Origin of the sequence: Chitinivorax sp. PXF-14, from assembly GCF_040812015.1 — a bacterium.
In the GTDB taxonomy this organism is placed as follows: domain Bacteria; phylum Pseudomonadota; class Gammaproteobacteria; order Burkholderiales; family SCOH01; genus JBFNXJ01.
Map to the genome: position 1 here is coordinate 88,448 of NZ_JBFNXJ010000016.1, position 15,975 is coordinate 104,422.

Here is a 15,975-nt window from a genome sequence, read left to right on the forward strand (position 1 = left end):
TAAAGTTAGAATATTAGCTTTTGAGTTTATCACACGCTTTGATGCTGAATATGCTTCTCGCTGCGGTGGCCCGCGTGCCGCTCGTGGTTTTGCACACGTTGGGCGGCTTGCTGGGGCTGCTGGCGCTGTTCGTGGACAAATCGTTCGCCCGGCGCCTGCGCGAGAACCTGCGCCTGTCCGGCATTCCCGGGGCCGAGCGCCTGAGGTGGCGCGTGGCGATCGAGACCGGCAAGGGGGCGCTCGAGCTGTTGGTGGCCTGGGGCCGCTCGCCGCGCGGGGTGGCGCGGCTGGTGCGCGAGTGCTCGGGCTGGGAGCATGTCGAAGCGGCGCTCGCGGAGAAGCGCGGCATCGTGTTCGTGACCCCGCACCTCGGCGGTTTCGACATTGCCGGCCGTTATCTGAGTTCGCGCCTGCCTTTCCCGCTGACCGCGATGTACCGCCCGCCCAAGTTGCGCTGGCTCGAGCCGCTGATGAACGCCGGGCGCGTGCGCGGCAATGGCAAGACGGCGCCGGCCACGCCGGCCGGGGTGCGGCAATTGTTCAAGACGTTGAAGCAGCGTGAGGCCTTGATCATCCTGCCCGACCAGGCGCCGGGGGAGGGCGGCGGTGTCTGGGCGCCGTTCTTCGGCCGGCCCGCTTACACCATGACGCTGCTGGCCCGGCTCGCGCAGTCTGCGCAGACTTCCGTACTGTTCTTCTATGGTGAGCGCCTGTCGTTCGGGCGCGGCTACCGCGTGCATGTCGTGCCGATATCCGGCGCGTTCGCCGGTGATGCGGCGGCCGATGCGACACTGGTCAATCGCAATGTCGAGGCGCTGGTCCGGCGCTGCCCCGCGCAATACCTGTGGAGCTACAATCGTTACAAGCGGCCGGCAGGCGTCGAGCTGCCGGCGGAGGAGGTCAAGCCATGAGATTCGCATTATTCGTCTGGCGCCTGCTCAGCTATCTGCCGACGCCGCTGCTGGGCTTGTTCGGCTACGCCCTGGGCTGGTGCCTGTTCTGGGTCGGCAGGCGCACCACGATGCGCAACCTCGAGCTGTGTTTTCCGCAGCTCAGCCGTGCCGAGCGCGCACGCATCGGCCGTCGCCACTTCATGCGCTTGACACGGGCGCTGCTCGAGCTGGGCCTGCACATCTGGCAGCCGAAGGAACGCACGCTGAAGATGGTGCGGATGAAGGGCTGGGAGCATCTGGCGCCGCATCTCGGGCAGCCCGTCATCATGCTGAACCCGCACTTTGTCGGCCTCAACAACGGCTCGGCCATGCTCGGCGAGCGCCTGGCCGAGTATACGGGCTCCGTCACGCTCTACAGCCGGCACAAGGACCCGCAGATCGATGCGCTGTTCTACGACGCGCGCCAGCGTTTCGGCTCCCCGCAGCTGTTCGCGCGCCAGGACGGCCTGCGCGGCATCGTTAAGCAGCTCAAGCATGGTGTGCCATTCTTTTATCTGCCGGACATGGATTTCAACAGCAAGGATGCGGTGTTCGTGCCATTCTTCGGCGTGTTGGCCTCGACGCTGACCATGCCATCGCGGCTGGCCGCCATGACGGGGGCCCGTGTGGTGCCGGTGGTGACACGCCAGCTGTCGGTCTGGCGGGGTTATGAGATCGAGCTGTTTCCAGCCTGGGATGACTTTCCCGGTGCCGATCCGACCGAAGACGCGCGCCGTATGAATGCCTGGCTCGAAGACCGCGTGCGCGAGATGCCCGACCAGTATTACTGGGTGCACAAACGCTTCGGTACACGGCCGTCCGGCGAGAAGAACCTGTACAAATGATTGCGCAAACCGACTATCTGGCGCGCCTTGCCGCCATCCACCAGTCGCTCGGCATCGATCCCGGCTATGGCTGCGCACGCGGGCTGTCGCCGCAGATCGAGGCGACGGCGCTGGTCGAGGTCGGCCCGGACAAGTTCGGCCGCGACGCCCGGCTGGTGGCGGACGCGGCGGCGGCCTGGATGGCCATGCGTGACGCGGCCGCGAGCGATGGCGTGGTGCTTGAGCTCGTCTCGGCGTTTCGCAGCGTCGATTACCAGCGCGGGCTGATCGAGCGCAAGCTCGCCGCCGGGCTGGCTATCGACGCGATCCTTGAAGCCAGCGCGGCGCCGGGCTACAGCGAGCACCACACGGGGCGGGCGGTCGATCTCGGCACGCCCGGTTCGCCGGAGCTCGAAGAGGTGTTCGAGGCCACGGCTGCCTTCGCCTGGCTTGCCCGGCACGCGGCGCGATATGGCTTTCGCCTCAGCTTTCCGCGCGACAATCCGCACGGCATTCTTTATGAACCATGGCACTGGGCCTATACCGGCATCCAGGCCGAGAACCCCATCGCATGAATTTCGCCCTGTTTCTGCTCTGGCTGCTCCATTGGCTGCCGCTCTCCGTCCAGGCCGCTATCGGCAACGCGCTGGGCCGCCTGGCCTACTATCTGGCGAAGAGCCGGGTCAAGGTGGCGCGCACCAACCTCAAGCTGTGCTTCCCCGAACTGAGCGATGCCGAACGCGAGCGGCTGATCGTCAAGCATCTACAGTCCTTCATGCGCGGCGCGCTCGAGCACGGCCTGCTGTGGTGGGCGCCGGAGGCACGCCTGCGGCGCCTGTTGCGGCTCGAAGGCTACGAGATGTTCAAGACCTACCGTGACCGGCCGATCATCATGTTCGCGCCGCATTTCATGGGGCTCGACCATGGCGGCACGGCCTACCTGCTGCACGACACCGGCTGCTCGATGTATGCGCAGCAGAAGAACCCGCGCGTGACCGAGCTGCTGCTACGCGCGCGCAAGCGCTTCGGCAACGCGGTGCTGCTGTCGCGCCAGGATGGCATCCGCGCGCTGGTCAAGGCGGTCAAGCGTGACAAGCTGCCGTTCTACTACCTGCCCGACCAGGATTTCGGCCGTGAGGATGCGGTGTTCGTGCCGTTCTTCGGCGTCAAGGCCGCCACGCTCACGGGCCTGTCGCGCATCGCCAGGCTGACCGGCGCAGTGGTGATCCCGACGATCACGCGGCAGCTGCCGGGTGGCGGCGGTTACGTGATGACATTCCATCCGCCGCTGGAGAATTTCCCGAGCGACGATGTCGAAGCCGATACGCGCCGCATGAACGAATTCATCGAGGCGCGCGTGCGCGAGATGCCCGAGCAGTATTTCTGGACGCACAAACGCTTCAAGACTCGCCCCGAGGGCGAACGCTCGCTGTATTGAGGGAGTCATCATGTTCCACAACCCCAGCCCGGCGGGCATCGCCGACCTGCTCAGGCAAGTAAAGCGCATCGCCGTGCTCGGCTTGTCGCCGAATCCGCGTCGGCCGAGCCACAGCGTGTCGGCCCAGATGCAGCGTTTCGGCTACCAGATCGTGCCGGTGCGCCCGGCCGTCAGCGAGGTGCTCGGGCAGCCGGCCTATGCGCGGCTCGACCAGGTGCCGGGCGAGATCGATCTCGTCAACGTGTTCCGCAACGCGGCCGAGATCGACGCCATCGTCGACGACTGCATCCGCCTCAAGCTGCCGGCAATCTGGATACAGGAAGGCATCGTCAACGAAGCGGCCGCCGAGCGCGCCCGCGCAGCCGGCATGACGGTGGTGATGGACCGCTGCATTTACAAGGATTATCTGGCCTATTGCCTGTAATATGGCGGAAAAGCGCGGCCACGGCGCAATCAGGACGGATCACGCATGAAACTCAAGTTCACCAAGATGCAGGGCCTCGGCAACGATTTCATGGTTGTCGATGGTATCAACCAGGTCTTCCATTTCAGCAATGAGCAGATCGGCCAGTGGGGCGACCGCCGCTTCGGCATCGGCTTCGACCAGCTGTTGCTGGTCGAAAAATCGACACTGCCCGGCATCGATTTCAAGTACCGCATCTTCAACTGCGACGGCAGCGAGGTCGAGCAATGCGGCAACGGCTCGCGCTGCTTCGTGCGCTTTGTCCACGAGCAGGGGCTGACCGACAAGACCCAGATCCGCGTCGAGACTGCCAAGGGCACCATCGTGCCGCGGCTGGAGGGCAACGGCCTGGTCACCGTGGACATGGGCATGCCCTTTCTCGACCCGGTCGACATCCCTTTCGTGGCCGATGCGCAGGCGATCACCTATGGCCTCGATGTCGATGGCGAGCGCTACGAGATCGGCGCGGTGTCGATGGGCAACCCGCACGCGGTGCTGGTGGTCGACGATGTCGACGCCTACCCGGTGCGCGAGCTCGGTGCGCGCATCGAGGTTCATCCGCGTTTTCCGCGCAAGGTCAACGTCGGCTTCCTGCAGGTGATCGACCGCAGCCACATCAAGCTGCGCGTGTTCGAGCGCGCGGCCGGCGAGACGCTGGCCTGCGGCACCGGCGCCTGCGCCGCCGTGGTGTCGGGCATCCAGCGTGGCCTGCTCGACCCCACCGTGACCGTGTCCACGCGTGGCGGCGAGCTGACCATCAGCTGGGCGGGCGAGGGCCAGCCGGTACTGATGACCGGGCCGGCGGTGACCGTTTATCACGGCGAGATCGAAGTCTAGACGGCCGGTCGAAATCCAGGGGCCTGGCTTTTCGCCAGGCTCATCCACAGCCGGGCTGCTTGGGGGCAAGCGTGTACGGGCGTACATGCGGGCCGCGAATATCGTCCGGCTGCAAACGGCAAGTGTGGGGCCCGCTGACATGGGCTCCGAGGCGGGCGCCATGCCCCTATGCGAGGAATACACCATGCAATCGAGCCTTGTCGCTCAATACCTGAAGGACAACCCCAGCTTCTTCGAAGACTACGCCGACCTGCTCGCCGATATCTTCATCCCGCACCCGCACGGTGGCCACGCGATCTCGATCACCGAGCGCCAGATGCTGACCTTGCGCGAAAAGAACCGCCTGCTCGAGAACAAGCTCGGCGAGCTGTTGCAGTTTGGCGAAGAGAACGATGCGATCAGCGAAAAGGTGCATCGCCTGAGCCTGACGCTGTTGGCCGCACGTGATGCGGTCGAGGCGATCAACGGCTTCGTCTATAACCTGCTCGAGGATTTTGCCGTGCCGCATGTCGGCTTGCGGGTGTGGGGTATTGCCGGCGCCGACGGCGATCAGCCCGAGTTTCAGCCGGTATCCGATGCGGTCAAGCAACTGGCCGAGAATCTCGGCGAGCCTTACTGCGGCCCGCACGTGGCCGAGGAAACTCAGGCCTGGTTTGGTGAATCGGCAGCCAAGCTGCGCAGTTTCGCCCAGGTGCGGCTCGCCACCGACAAGACCGAGGGCCTGCTGGTGCTGGCCAGCGAAGACGCCGAACGCTTCTATCCCGAGATGGGCACGCTCTACCTCAAGCGCATCGGCGAGTTGCTGTCGGCGGTGCTGCTGCGGACCATTCCGCTCGGCCAGGTCTCCCGCCAGGAGGCATGATGCCGGCGCATGACGCGGCTGCGCCTGGCCCCGGGCGGCATGATGCCGACGGGGCGGTACCGTCGCTGTCACGCTTCCCGCCACTGCCCGCCAGCAAGGCGGAGCAGATCGCAGCCTATCTCGACTGGGTCCGTTTCGAGCGCAGGTTGAGCCCGCTGACCTGGGAGGCCTACCGGCACGACCTGTCCCTGCTCGAACGCCTGTCCGAGGGCACCGAGCTGCTGTCGCTGACGCCGCCGCAGGTCAAGCGCTTCGTCGGCAAGCTCAAGAACGACGGCCTGTCCGGGCGTTCGCTCGGGCGCGTGTTGTCGGCCTGGCGCGGCTTCTACGATTTTCTCGCGCATAAATACGGGGCTGAGCACAACCCGTGCATCGGGCTCAGGCCGCCCAAGTCGCCAAAGGCGCTGCCGCACGTGCTGACGCCCGACGAAGCGGCCAAGCTGCTGGAGATCGAGCCCGAGGACGTGCTCGTGGTGCGCGACAAGGCGATGTTCGAGCTGTTCTATTCGTCGGGCCTGCGGTTGTCGGAGCTCGTCAACCTGCCGCTCGACGCGTTGAAGCTGGCCGAAGGCGAGGTGCGCGTGCTCGGCAAGCGCAACAAGGAGCGCGTCGTGCCCGTCGGCGCCCCTGCCATCGCGGCGATCGAGGCCTGGCTCGCGCTGCGCGCGATGCTGGCGTCGCCTGACGAGCCGGTGCTGTTCGTCGGCCAGCACGGCGGGCGGCTGACTCCCAGGGCGGTGCAGAAGCGGCTGGCGGAATGCGGCGTGAAGCAGGCGCTGTCCGACCATGTCCACCCGCATGCCCTGCGCCACTCGATGGCCACCCACCTGCTGCAATCCTCGCAAGACCTGCGCGCGGTGCAGGAGATGCTGGGCCATGCCAGCATCTCGACGACGCAGGTCTACACCCATCTCGACTACCAGCACCTGCAGCAGATCTACGACCAGGCCCATCCGCGCGCGAAGCGCCAGGAAAAATAGGCCGAAGCCGCACCTGCAGCCGTCTTGCGCTTGGAAAAACCGGCGCCAGGCGTTATGTTGGCGGTATTGCCATTCAGGCGGCATTCTCCGCCCAGAGCCACGATGATTCGTTTGTTGAGCCGCTACCTGCTGGTCACCCTGCTTGCGCTGTGCACGGGCCTTGCCCTGGGCGCGGAGGCCGGCAAGACGGTGGCGCCGCCCGCCCAGTTGCAGTTGTACAACCGGCCCATCGTCACCTTCCACGCCACCTTGCTGTCCTATACCCCGACCGAGCGCGCGGCAGCGGCGCGTGAACGGGTGTTGCGCGCGCTGGAGCGCTCGCCGCATGGCACGCTCAGCGCCGTCACGCTGGCCGAGGGCGTGATGCTGAGGCTCGACGAGCAGAACCTGTTCCTGATCGCCGAGGGCGATGCCAATACGCTCGCCGGCCTGAGCCAGGCCGACGTGGCGCAGAACGCACGCGAGGCGCTGGCGACGGTGATGTCCGAGCGGCTCGAACTCGGCTCGGCGGCCCAGCTGCTGGCGCTGCTGCTCAAAGCGTGCGCCGCGACGGCGGCCATGCTGCTGGCGGGCTGGGCATTCCTGCGCGCGCGGCGCGTGGGCATGGTGGTGCTGCATCGTTGGCTCAATCACAGTATCGCTACGCTGGCGGCCTGGAAACGCCTGCGCATCTCGATGCGGGCTGTCTGGCGCGGCATACGCGCGCTGGAGCGGGGGCTGGGCAGCCTGGTGCTGCTGTTCCTGCTCTATGTCTGGGCCAGCTACGTGCTGTGGCTGTTCCCTTATACCCGCGCCTGGAGCGAGCAGCTCAATCACACGGTATTCGGCTTTCTCGGCCAGATCGCGTTGTCCATGATAGGCGCCTTGCCCGGCCTTGGCGTCGTGGTGCTGATCGTGATGCTGACGCGTTTTGCCGTGCGTCTGCTGCACCTGCTGCTGGCGCGCGTGGAAAATGGCCAGCTGGTGGTGCCGTTCATCGATCGCGACACCGCATCGACCACACGCCGCCTGCTCACGGTGGCTTGCTGGCTGTTCGCGATTGCCATGATCTACCCCTATCTGCCGGGCGCGAACACCGAGGCATTCAAGGGCTTGTCGGTGATGGTCGGGCTCATGGTGTCGCTCGGTGCGTCGAGCGTGGTCGGCCAGTTCGCCGCCGGGCTGATCCTTGTCTACTCGAAGTCGCTGAAGCACCACGAATATGTGCAGATCGGCGACGTGGAAGGGACGGTGGCCGAGATCGGCCTGTTCGCCACCAAGATCCATACCAACCTGCGCGAGGTCGTCAGCATCCCCAACTCGCTGCTGGTGGGGCAGACGGTGAAGAACTATTCGCGCCTCGCCTCGGGTGGCGGCGTGATCACCACGGTCAACGTCACCATCGGCTACGATGCGCCGTGGCGGCAGGTGCAGGCCATGTTGCTGGAGGCGGCGGAGGGCACGCGCGGCGTCCGCCGCGACCCCAAGCCCTATGTCTATCAGACTGCGCTGTCCGACTACTACGTCGAATACAGCCTGCGCGTGGCGGTGGACGACCCGCGCCGCCGGCTCGAGATCCTCAACGAGCTGCACGGCCATGTGCAGGACGTGTTCAACCATTACGGCGTGCAGATCATGTCGCCGCACTACATGGCCGACCCCGATCAGCCCAAGGTAGTGGCGCCGCGCGACTGGTATCCGGCGCCGGCGAAGCAACCCTGAGCATCGCTGCAGGGCAGGCGTGGCGCGCCTTCCAGCCTTGCCGGGGAGCGCGCCAGGCTTGCCGCGCAGGCCGGCACCATGTCTTGCCTGCGTGTACGGGCATCTAAGCCTCGCCCAGCGCGACGATCAGGCCATCCGTCAGCCAGGTTTTCAGGTATTGCGCGGCGTGCAATGGCGCCTCGTCTTCGCAGACGAAAGCACACAGGCCCTCGCACACCTCGCCGAAACCCGCGCCGGCCCGGGCGCTGTCGAGGGCATCGGCCTCGGCGGCGTCGAGCGAGCGGAAGTAGCTGGTGATGCCATTGCGCCAGATCAGCCATGGCTGCGGCTGGCCTGCCATGGCCGGTGGTGGCGTTGCCTCGGCGTTGGCGGTAACGGCCTTCCAGATCGTCGGGATATTCCATGCGAGCGTCAGCCGGCGCAGCGAGGGGTGGAAGCTGAATTGCAGCCCGGCCCAGTCCTCGGGCGTGACGGCAGCCATCGTGCCGACGCCGAGCGCTGGCCTGTCGGCGGCATCGAAGGCCTCGGTCATGCTCCATTCCCACGCGGCGAGCTCGGCCAGGCGGTTATCCGCGCCATAGCCGGCATGTTCGCCGAGGAAGGTCGGCAGGCGGTCGCCGAACCAGCGGATGGAAAAATGAGTCGGCGCGTGGGCGGCGAGATAGTCGCGTGCAATGCGCTCGAAGCCATCGTCGCCGACCATCTGGCGCAGGATCGGGTAATTGCTGTCGAGCGCCTCGATCAGCCTGCGGCGGTAGGCGTTGGCGTAGACCGCGAGTCGGGTCGGGGCGTCGACCTTGTCCGTGCCGACGATATGCTCGGCGAATCCGTCGTTGTCGCCGCGCAGGTGGCGGTAGAAGCCGTGTTCGAGCTCGTCGAGTGTCATGCCGGCACCGCCTGGGCCTGTGCGGCGATGCGGCGCGCCTGATCGAGCTCGGCCAGCAGCTCGGGCAGCGGCGGGATGTCGTCGTCGCGTTCGATCATCGTCGATACCGGGCCAAAACGGCTGATCGCCTCGCGGTACAGCGCCCATACCGGGTCGGGCACCGGGTGGTCGTGGGTGTCGATCAGGTAGGCGCCGGCATCGGTGTGGCCGGCCAGGTGTATCTGCTGGATGCGCTCGGCCGGCATGCCGTCGAGGTAGTCGAGCGCGTCGAACTCATGGTTGACGCTGCTGACATAGATATTGTTGACGTCGAGCAGGATCAGGCAATCCGCGCGTTGTGCGATCTCGCGCAGGAAGTCCCATTCGGTCATGCCCGAGCTTTTGTAGCTGACATAGCTCGATACGTTTTCGAGCAGGATGCGCCGGCCGAGGAAATCCTGCACCGCCTGCACCCGTTCGGCCACGTGGCGGATCGCCTCTTCGGTGTAGGGCAGCGGCAGCAGGTCGTGCGCGTTGTGGCCGCCTATGCCGGTCCAGCACAGGTGGTCCGAAATCCAGGCGGGCTCGATGCGTTGCGCCAGCGCCTTGAGGCGCGCCAGGTAGTCGCGGTTGAGCGGGTCGCCCGAGCCGATGGACAGGCTCACGCCATGCATGACCATCGGGTAGTGTTCGCGGATACGGTCGAGAAAGTGCAGCGGCTTGCCGCCGTCGACCATGTAGTTTTCGGAAATGATCTCGAACCAGTCGACCGCAGGACGGCTGTCGAGAATCGCAGTGTAGTGGTCGGTTCGCAGGCCGAGGCCGAAACCGAGGCTGGGGTAGTGGCTCATGGTGATCGGGCCGGACGAGCCGGCCCCGGGCGTCCTGTCAGTTAACAACCTTGCCGTGCTTGGCCGTGCACTCCTTTTCGGTGGCCGAGAGCCAGCCGTGACCCTTGCAGGTATTCTGGCCCTTGCACTCGTTCGTGGCCGATTTGCATTCGCTCGTGCCCTTGCAGGAATTGATGCCGGCACACTTTACCGTGGCATCTTCAGCATGGGCCGCGCCGGCCACGCCGACGGCGGAGAACATGGCTGCAGCTGCGGTGGCCAGCGCAAGTCCGGCAAATTTTCTCTTATCCATGGTAATGCTCCTTTCAGATTGACTGGAAAAACGGCTTCACACCCAAATCGGGTCGCCTGGGTATCCCGCGGCGACACGTCATGCGTGGCACCGGCCGGTTACGCTGACTTGGTCGAAACCCATATCGATTTCTTACAGCCCGTTGCCGATCGTGCTGGTGGCACCCGACGACCGGCAGCAGGCTGTCACTGTGGTTTCGGCTTCGCCGCTTCGGCCTGTGCCGCCTCGCATTCCTGCTTGGTCGTCTCCACCCAGCCCTGGCCCTTGCAGGTATTCATGCCCTTGCAGTCGTTTTTGGCGGATTTGCACGAACCCTGGCCCTTGCAGCCATTGATGCCTTCGCACTTCACGCGGGCCTCGTCCGCCTGGGCCGTGCCTATCGCGGCGCTGGCAAACATCGTGGCGGCCGCGGCAGCCAGGGCGATCTGGGATAGTGTCGATTTCATCGGCTAACTCCTTTTAACGTGTTCGAACATCGCAGCCCGACATGGGCTGGACGCGCTATTCAACGTAACACCGCCGAGATGGTTATGACAAAAACATGAAACAAACAGAATCTTCAGGTTTCGTGCATTACATCGACGGCATGGTTCGAACGGCGTTGAAGTGCTAACGACAAAGGGCTTTCCGGGATGGCTTGCGGTCTTGGGTTCGCATAGGCGGATCACGTAAATGCGCGATATCGCACGCGATTTTTGGGTTGCGTGGCCAAATCAGACGTTTACCGCACGATCCCGCGCTTTCCTGCAACGTCGGTCATGTGGCCATATACGGGTGAATGCCGCGATTGGATGCGGCGTACAGAAAAAAGATTGGCAAGGCGCGTGAAGCCCTGTTTCCAAACGGTATAATCCGCCTTTTACCGTTTAGCCAGGAAGCGTTGCATCATGCAAGAACAGTACAGCCCGGCGCAGGTCGAGCAGGCCGCACAGGACCACTGGAACCGTACCCAGGCCTTCAAGGCCGTCGAAGATGGCGGCAAGCCCAAGTACTACTGCCTGTCGATGTTCCCGTACCCCTCGGGCAAGCTGCACATGGGCCACGTGCGCAATTACACGATCGGCGATGTGTTGTCGCGCTTCATGAAGCTCAATGGCTACAACGTGCTGCAGCCGATGGGCTGGGATGCCTTCGGCCTGCCGGCCGAGAACGCCGCGATGAAGAATGGCGTGGCGCCCGCCGCCTGGACCTACGACAACATCGCCTACATGACCCAGCAGCTCAAGAGCCTGGGCCTGGCGATCGACTGGGAACGCGAAGTCACCACCTGCAAGCCCGACTACTACCGCTGGGAGCAGTGGCTGTTCACCAAGCTGTTCGAGAAGGGCCTGATCTACAAGAAGAACGGTGTCGTGAACTGGGACCCGGTCGACCACACGGTGCTCGCCAACGAGCAGGTGATCGACGGCCGCGGCTGGCGCTCTGGCGCGCTGGTCGAGAAGCGCGAGATCCCGATGTACTACTTCAAGATCACCGCCTACGCCGACGAGTTGCTGACCTCGCTCGACAGCCTGCCGGGCTGGCCCGAGCAGGTGAAGACGATGCAGCGCAACTGGATCGGCAAGAGCTTCGGCGCCGACATCGTGTTCGACTACGACGTCGCAACCAGCGGCGAGGGCAGCCTCAAGGTCTACACCACGCGCCCGGACACGCTGATGGGCGCCACCTATGTCGCCGTCGCCGCCGAGCACCCGCTCGCCACGCGCGCCGCCGAGAAGAACCCGGCGCTGGCCGCCTTCATCGCCGAATGCAAGGCCGGCTCGGTGGCCGAAGCCGATATGGCGACGATGGAAAAGAAGGGCATGCCGACCGGCGAGTTCGTCATCCATCCGCTGAGCGGCGCCAAGCTGCCGGTGTGGGTCGCCAATTACGTGCTGTGGGGCTACGGCGAGGGCGCGGTGATGGCCGTGCCGGCGCACGATGAACGCGATTTCGAGTTCGCCAACAAGTACAGCCTGCCAATCACCCAGGTCTACACCCCGGCCAGCGGCGAAGACGATTTCGACGGCAAAGCGTGGAAGGAATGGTACGCCGCCAAGGATGACTCGGTCCGTACCGTCAACAGCGGCAAGTACGACGGCAAGGGCTTCCAGGCTGCATTCGACGCCATCGTCGGCGACCTCGAAGGCAAGATCCACGGCGCCAAGCGCACCCAGTTCCGCCTGCGCGACTGGGGCATCTCGCGCCAGCGCTACTGGGGCTGCCCGATCCCGATCATCCATTGCGCGAGCTGCGGCGACGTGCCGGTGCCCGAAGACCAGCTGCCGGTCGTGCTGCCCGAAGATGTCGTGCCCGACGGTGCCGGCAGCCCGCTGGCCAAGATGCCCGAGTTCTACGAAACCACCTGTCCCAAGTGTGGTGGCCACGCCAGGCGCGAAACCGACACGATGGACACCTTCGTCGAGTCGAGCTGGTATTTCGCCCGCTATGCCTCGCCCAAATTCGACCAGGGTATGGTCAGCAAGGAAGCCGCGAGCCACTGGTTGCCGGTCGACCAGTACATCGGCGGTATCGAACACGCGATCCTGCACCTGCTCTACGCGCGCTTCTTCAACAAGCTGATGCGCGACGAGGGCCTCTTGACCAATGATGAGCCGTTCACCAACCTGCTGACGCAGGGCATGGTGATTGCCGAAACCTTCTACCGCGAGCTGCCTGGCGGCAAGAAGGACTGGTTCAACCCGGCCGATGTCGAGATCGAGCACGATGCCAAGGGTAAGACCATCCGCGCCGTGCTGAAGGGTGACGGCCAGCCGGTCGAGATCGGCGGCACCGAGAAGATGTCGAAGTCGAAGAACAACGGCGTCGACCCGCAGGAGCTGATCGACCGCTACGGCGCCGATACCGCGCGCCTGTTCATGATGTTCGCCGCACCACCGGAGCAGAGCCTCGAATGGTCCGACGCCGGCGTCGAGGGGGCGTTCCGTTTCCTCAAGCGCCTGTGGAAGATCGTGCATGATCATGTCACTGCCGGCGTCGTCGTCAGGTACGCCAGCGGCGAGCTGAGCGTGGGCCAGAAGGCGCTGCGCTTTCAGCTGCATAGCGCGATCCAGAAGATCACCGACGATTACGGCCGCCGCAAGCAGTTCAACACCGCGATTGCTGCCGTGATGGAGCTGTTGAACAATACCGGCAGGACCGACCTGTCCGATGCGACCGGCCGCGCGGTGGCGCAGGAAGTACTGGAGACCGTCACCATCCTGCTGTCGCCGATCGTGCCGCATGCCTGCGAGGCGCTGTGGGGCGAGCTGAAGCCGGGTACGCAATTGCTCGACCAGCCCTGGCCCAAGGCCGATGCCACCGCGCTGGTACAGGACGAGATCGAACTCGTGGTGCAGGTCAACGGCAAGCTGCGCGGCAACATCACCGTCGCCAAGGATGCCGACAAGGCCGCGATCGAGGCGCTGGCGCTGGCCAACCCGCAGGTGCAGAAGTTCGTCGAAGGCCAGGCGATCAAGAAGGTGATCGTCGTGCCCGGACGTTTGATCAATATCGTGGTGTAAGCATCGCGCGCATGGCCTGCATGAGCAGGCCGTGCTCGCCTGATCGAGATGGTGAAGATGGCAAGACTGAGCTCCCTGACCCTGATGCTCGCCGCCGCGTTGAGCGTGTCGGCCTGCGGTTTCCACCTGCGTGGCGTCGGCGGCAGTACCGATATCCCGTTCCGCACGATGTATGTCGAGGGCGGCGGTGGCGTGGCGACGGGCCTGCAGCAATACCTGCGCGCCGTGCCGGGAATGACGCTGGCGAAGCAGGCGAAGGATGCCGAGGCGACCATCGCGGTGGTCAGCGAAAAGACCGACAAGACTATTCGTTCGCTGAACCAGGCCGGCAAGGTGAGCGAATATGAGCTGCATTATTCGCTCACCTACACGCTGCTCGGCGCCAGCCGGCAGCCGCTGTTTCCGACCAGCGAGATCAATATCCGCCGCTACATGACCTACGAGGACAGCTTCGCGCTCGGCAAGGAGCAGGAAGAGGCGATGCTGGTGCGCGACATGCAGCAGGATGCGACGCAGCAGATCCTGCGCCGTCTGACGGTTTACAAGCCGCGTCCGGAAGACATGGCGAGCCGGGTACAGTAGATGCAGCTGAAGCTTGAACAGCTCCCGCAGCATCTGCAGAAGGGGCTGGCGTCACTCTATGTGCTGCATGGCGAAGAGGCTTTTCTGGTGCTCGAAGCGGTGGACCGCATCCGTGCACGTGCGCGCCAGGAGGGCTTTGCCGAGCGCGAGGTGTTGACGGTCGAGCCCGGCTTCAAGTGGAACGAGCTGATGATGGCCGGCGCGAGCCAGAGCCTGTTCGGCGACCGCAAGCTGCTCGAACTGCGCATCCCCGGCGGCAAGCCCGGCGCCGAGGGCGGGCAGGCCCTGCAGGACTACTGCCAGAACCTGTCGCCCGATACGGTGACGCTGATCACCCTGCCCAAGCTCGATCGCACCCAGCAGGGCAGCAAGTGGTTCACCGCACTCGAACACGCCGGCGTGGCGGTCGCCGCGTGGCCGATCGAGCGCGCCAGCCTGCCGCAATGGATCGCCGGGCGCCTGCAACAGCAAAACCAGCGGCTGGACCGCGATACCCTGGCCTTCCTCGCCGACAAGGTCGAGGGCAATCTGTTCGCCGCCCACCAGGAAATCCAGAAACTCGGCCTGCTCTATGGCGAGGGCGAGCTGTCGCCGGAGCAGGTGCGCGATGCGGTGCTCGATGTGTCGCGCTTCGATGTTTTCAAGCTGGGCGAGGCGCTGCTCGGCGGCGACGCCCTGCGTTTCAGCCGGGTGCTCGACGGCCTGCAGGCCGAGGGCGAGTCGCCGGTGCTGGTGCTGTGGGCGCTCGCCGAGGAGGTGCGCACGCTGCTCAAGCTCAAGCGCGGCCTGCTGCAACGGCAGGCGCTCCCTCAGTTGCTCAAGGAGCATCGGGTGTGGGGGGCGCGCCAGCAACTGATGGAGCCCGCCTTGCGCCGCTTGTCCGTGGCCCAGCTCGAAACGGCATTGAGCGAGGCCGCGCACAGTGATCGGCTGATCAAGGGCCTGGGCAGCGGCGAGCCGTGGTCGGTCATGCTGCGCCTTGGCTTGTCCCTATGTTCGGCCACGGCCGGCGCTTTTGTGATCAACACATGATGGAACTGCATCACATCGAAGCCGTCATCTTCGATATGGATGGCCTGATGCTCGACACCGAGCGCATCTCGCTCGCCTGCTGGCAGCAGGCGGCCGAGGCCCACGGCTACCGGCTCGATCCGGCCATCGGCATCGGCATGGTGGGGCTCAACAGCCGCGATTCCGCGCGCTGGATACGCGAAACGCTCGGTGACGACTTCCCCGTCGACCGCATCAACGACACCTCACGCAAACTGTATCTCGAGGCGTTCGAGCGCGGCATCCCGACCAAGCCGGGGCTGTTCGAACTGCTGGACTGGCTCGACGATGCAGGGCTCCCCAAGGCCGTGGCGACGTCCACCCGACGCAGTTTCGCGGAGAAAAAGCTGGGCCAGGTCGGCATCCTGCAACGCTTTCAGCACACGGTATGTGGTGACGAGGTCACGCAGGGCAAGCCAGCGCCGGAGATCTTTCTGCGTGCGGCGCAAGGGCTGGGGATCGACGCCGCAGCCTGCCTGGTGCTCGAAGACTCCGATCCCGGCGTGCGCGGCGCGTTGGCGGCGGGCATGCGGGTGATCCAGGTGCCGGACATCCGGCCGCCGCATGACGAGGTCCGGGCATTCGGCCACCCGATCATGGCATCGCTCGATGCCGTGCTGGCTGCCCTGAAACAGTCGTGCGGCTGAGTGCCGGGCCGATCTCCGTCGGTACCGGCCGACCCACGGAGTGTAGAGCGGCGCGCGTTTTGGCACAGATTTGCATGGCATTTGACATAGGTTGCGCGCAAACCTCTCGCCCGGGATTTGCGTGCAAATTGGCACAGGCAAGGCGGGT

Annotated in this window: 17 protein-coding genes; 13 read left to right on the forward strand and 4 right to left on the reverse strand. The window is 65.1% G+C overall.

The window, feature by feature from the left end:
* The first annotated feature begins 50 nt into the window (after positions 1-50).
* From ABWL39_RS17505 to ABWL39_RS17545, 9 genes are all read left to right on the forward strand, one after another.
* Complete coding sequence (locus ABWL39_RS17505; protein WP_367794282.1) at positions 51-911, forward strand: lysophospholipid acyltransferase family protein; 861 nt, start codon at positions 51-53, stop codon at positions 909-911.
* On the forward strand, positions 908-1,777 hold the full coding sequence (locus ABWL39_RS17510; protein WP_367794285.1) for a lipid A biosynthesis acyltransferase: 870 nt from the start codon (positions 908-910) through the stop codon (positions 1,775-1,777). Before ABWL39_RS17505 ends, ABWL39_RS17510 begins: the two co-directional genes overlap by 4 nt.
* Complete coding sequence (locus tag ABWL39_RS17515; protein WP_367794288.1) at positions 1,774-2,331, forward strand: D-alanyl-D-alanine carboxypeptidase family protein; 558 nt, start codon at positions 1,774-1,776, stop codon at positions 2,329-2,331. Before ABWL39_RS17510 ends, ABWL39_RS17515 begins: the two co-directional genes overlap by 4 nt.
* Positions 2,328-3,194, forward strand: coding sequence for a lysophospholipid acyltransferase family protein (locus tag ABWL39_RS17520; protein WP_367794291.1), 867 nt, complete (start codon positions 2,328-2,330; stop codon positions 3,192-3,194). Before ABWL39_RS17515 ends, ABWL39_RS17520 begins: the two co-directional genes overlap by 4 nt.
* Before the next feature lie 10 nt (positions 3,195-3,204).
* Positions 3,205-3,618, forward strand: coding sequence for a CoA-binding protein (locus tag ABWL39_RS17525; protein ID WP_367794294.1), 414 nt, complete (start codon positions 3,205-3,207; stop codon positions 3,616-3,618).
* A 45-nt stretch (positions 3,619-3,663) separates the two neighbouring features.
* The gene (dapF, locus tag ABWL39_RS17530) at positions 3,664-4,494 is read left to right on the forward strand and encodes a diaminopimelate epimerase (RefSeq protein WP_367794298.1); all 831 of its coding nucleotides are present in this window, start codon (positions 3,664-3,666) and stop codon (positions 4,492-4,494) included.
* A 184-nt stretch (positions 4,495-4,678) separates the two neighbouring features.
* Positions 4,679-5,356 (forward strand): DUF484 family protein, encoded by a 678-nt coding sequence (locus ABWL39_RS17535; RefSeq protein WP_367794301.1) that lies wholly within the window; start codon positions 4,679-4,681, stop codon positions 5,354-5,356.
* Positions 5,353-6,336 carry a tyrosine recombinase XerC gene (xerC, locus tag ABWL39_RS17540; RefSeq protein WP_367794304.1) on the forward strand — a complete coding sequence of 328 codons (984 nt, stop codon included), beginning with the start codon at positions 5,353-5,355 and terminating at the stop codon, positions 6,334-6,336. Before ABWL39_RS17535 ends, xerC begins: the two co-directional genes overlap by 4 nt.
* Before the next feature lie 102 nt (positions 6,337-6,438).
* A complete protein-coding gene (locus ABWL39_RS17545) occupies positions 6,439-8,037 on the forward strand; it encodes a mechanosensitive ion channel family protein (RefSeq protein WP_367794307.1) in 1,599 nt (532 codons plus the stop codon).
* Positions 8,038-8,140: 103 nt separating this feature from the next.
* On the opposite strand, the gene ABWL39_RS17550 is transcribed toward ABWL39_RS17545, so the two are convergent.
* From ABWL39_RS17550 to ABWL39_RS17565, 4 genes are all read right to left on the reverse strand, one after another.
* A complete protein-coding gene (locus tag ABWL39_RS17550) occupies positions 8,141-8,923 on the reverse strand; it encodes a DUF2063 domain-containing protein (RefSeq protein WP_367794310.1) in 783 nt (260 codons plus the stop codon).
* Positions 8,920-9,753 (reverse strand): DUF692 domain-containing protein, encoded by an 834-nt coding sequence (locus ABWL39_RS17555; RefSeq protein ID WP_367794313.1) that lies wholly within the window; start codon positions 9,751-9,753, stop codon positions 8,920-8,922. The genes ABWL39_RS17550 and ABWL39_RS17555 overlap by 4 nt, the downstream gene beginning before the upstream one ends.
* A gap of 37 nt (positions 9,754-9,790) precedes the next feature.
* Positions 9,791-10,045, reverse strand: a complete 255-nt coding sequence (locus ABWL39_RS17560) for a hypothetical protein (RefSeq protein ID WP_367794316.1) — start codon at positions 10,043-10,045, stop codon at positions 9,791-9,793.
* 185 nt (positions 10,046-10,230) lie between these two features.
* Complete coding sequence (locus ABWL39_RS17565) at positions 10,231-10,491, reverse strand: hypothetical protein (RefSeq protein ID WP_367794319.1); 261 nt, start codon at positions 10,489-10,491, stop codon at positions 10,231-10,233.
* 441 nt (positions 10,492-10,932) lie between these two features.
* Here ABWL39_RS17565 and leuS point away from each other — a divergent pair, with 441 nt between their 5' ends.
* Genes leuS through ABWL39_RS17585 form a run of 4 tightly spaced genes read left to right on the forward strand, consistent with a single transcriptional unit; the run spans position 10,933 to position 15,827 of the window.
* The gene (leuS, locus tag ABWL39_RS17570; protein ID WP_367794322.1) at positions 10,933-13,548 is read left to right on the forward strand and encodes a leucine--tRNA ligase; all 2,616 of its coding nucleotides are present in this window, start codon (positions 10,933-10,935) and stop codon (positions 13,546-13,548) included.
* Positions 13,549-13,605: 57 nt separating this feature from the next.
* A complete protein-coding gene (gene lptE, locus ABWL39_RS17575) occupies positions 13,606-14,130 on the forward strand; it encodes an LPS assembly lipoprotein LptE (protein WP_367794324.1) in 525 nt (174 codons plus the stop codon).
* Positions 14,131-15,162: a DNA polymerase III subunit delta gene (gene holA / locus ABWL39_RS17580; RefSeq protein ID WP_367794327.1), complete on the forward strand. Its 1,032-nt coding sequence runs from the start codon at positions 14,131-14,133 to the stop codon at positions 15,160-15,162. It begins immediately after the preceding gene.
* Positions 15,159-15,827: an HAD family hydrolase gene (locus tag ABWL39_RS17585; RefSeq protein WP_367794330.1), complete on the forward strand. Its 669-nt coding sequence runs from the start codon at positions 15,159-15,161 to the stop codon at positions 15,825-15,827. Before holA ends, ABWL39_RS17585 begins: the two co-directional genes overlap by 4 nt.
* The last annotated feature ends 148 nt before the right edge of the window (positions 15,828-15,975 follow it).

Coding starts and splice junctions, on each gene's coding strand:
- ABWL39_RS17505 (WP_367794282.1), top strand. CDS start 51: ATGCTTCTCGCTGCGGTGGCCCGCGTGCCGCTCGTGGTTTTGCACACG.
- ABWL39_RS17560 (WP_367794316.1), bottom strand. CDS start 10,045: ATGGATAAGAGAAAATTTGCCGGACTTGCGCTGGCCACCGCAGCTGCA.
- ABWL39_RS17545 (WP_367794307.1), top strand. CDS start 6,439: ATGATTCGTTTGTTGAGCCGCTACCTGCTGGTCACCCTGCTTGCGCTG.
- ABWL39_RS17550 (WP_367794310.1), bottom strand. CDS start 8,923: ATGACACTCGACGAGCTCGAACACGGCTTCTACCGCCACCTGCGCGGC.
- leuS (WP_367794322.1), top strand. CDS start 10,933: ATGCAAGAACAGTACAGCCCGGCGCAGGTCGAGCAGGCCGCACAGGAC.
- dapF (WP_367794298.1), top strand. CDS start 3,664: ATGAAACTCAAGTTCACCAAGATGCAGGGCCTCGGCAACGATTTCATG.
- xerC (WP_367794304.1), top strand. CDS start 5,353: ATGATGCCGGCGCATGACGCGGCTGCGCCTGGCCCCGGGCGGCATGAT.
- ABWL39_RS17515 (WP_367794288.1), top strand. CDS start 1,774: ATGATTGCGCAAACCGACTATCTGGCGCGCCTTGCCGCCATCCACCAG.
- ABWL39_RS17555 (WP_367794313.1), bottom strand. CDS start 9,753: ATGAGCCACTACCCCAGCCTCGGTTTCGGCCTCGGCCTGCGAACCGAC.
- holA (WP_367794327.1), top strand. CDS start 14,131: ATGCAGCTGAAGCTTGAACAGCTCCCGCAGCATCTGCAGAAGGGGCTG.
- ABWL39_RS17525 (WP_367794294.1), top strand. CDS start 3,205: ATGTTCCACAACCCCAGCCCGGCGGGCATCGCCGACCTGCTCAGGCAA.
- ABWL39_RS17565 (WP_367794319.1), bottom strand. CDS start 10,491: ATGAAATCGACACTATCCCAGATCGCCCTGGCTGCCGCGGCCGCCACG.
- ABWL39_RS17535 (WP_367794301.1), top strand. CDS start 4,679: ATGCAATCGAGCCTTGTCGCTCAATACCTGAAGGACAACCCCAGCTTC.
- ABWL39_RS17585 (WP_367794330.1), top strand. CDS start 15,159: ATGATGGAACTGCATCACATCGAAGCCGTCATCTTCGATATGGATGGC.
- ABWL39_RS17510 (WP_367794285.1), top strand. CDS start 908: ATGAGATTCGCATTATTCGTCTGGCGCCTGCTCAGCTATCTGCCGACG.
- ABWL39_RS17520 (WP_367794291.1), top strand. CDS start 2,328: ATGAATTTCGCCCTGTTTCTGCTCTGGCTGCTCCATTGGCTGCCGCTC.
- lptE (WP_367794324.1), top strand. CDS start 13,606: ATGGCAAGACTGAGCTCCCTGACCCTGATGCTCGCCGCCGCGTTGAGC.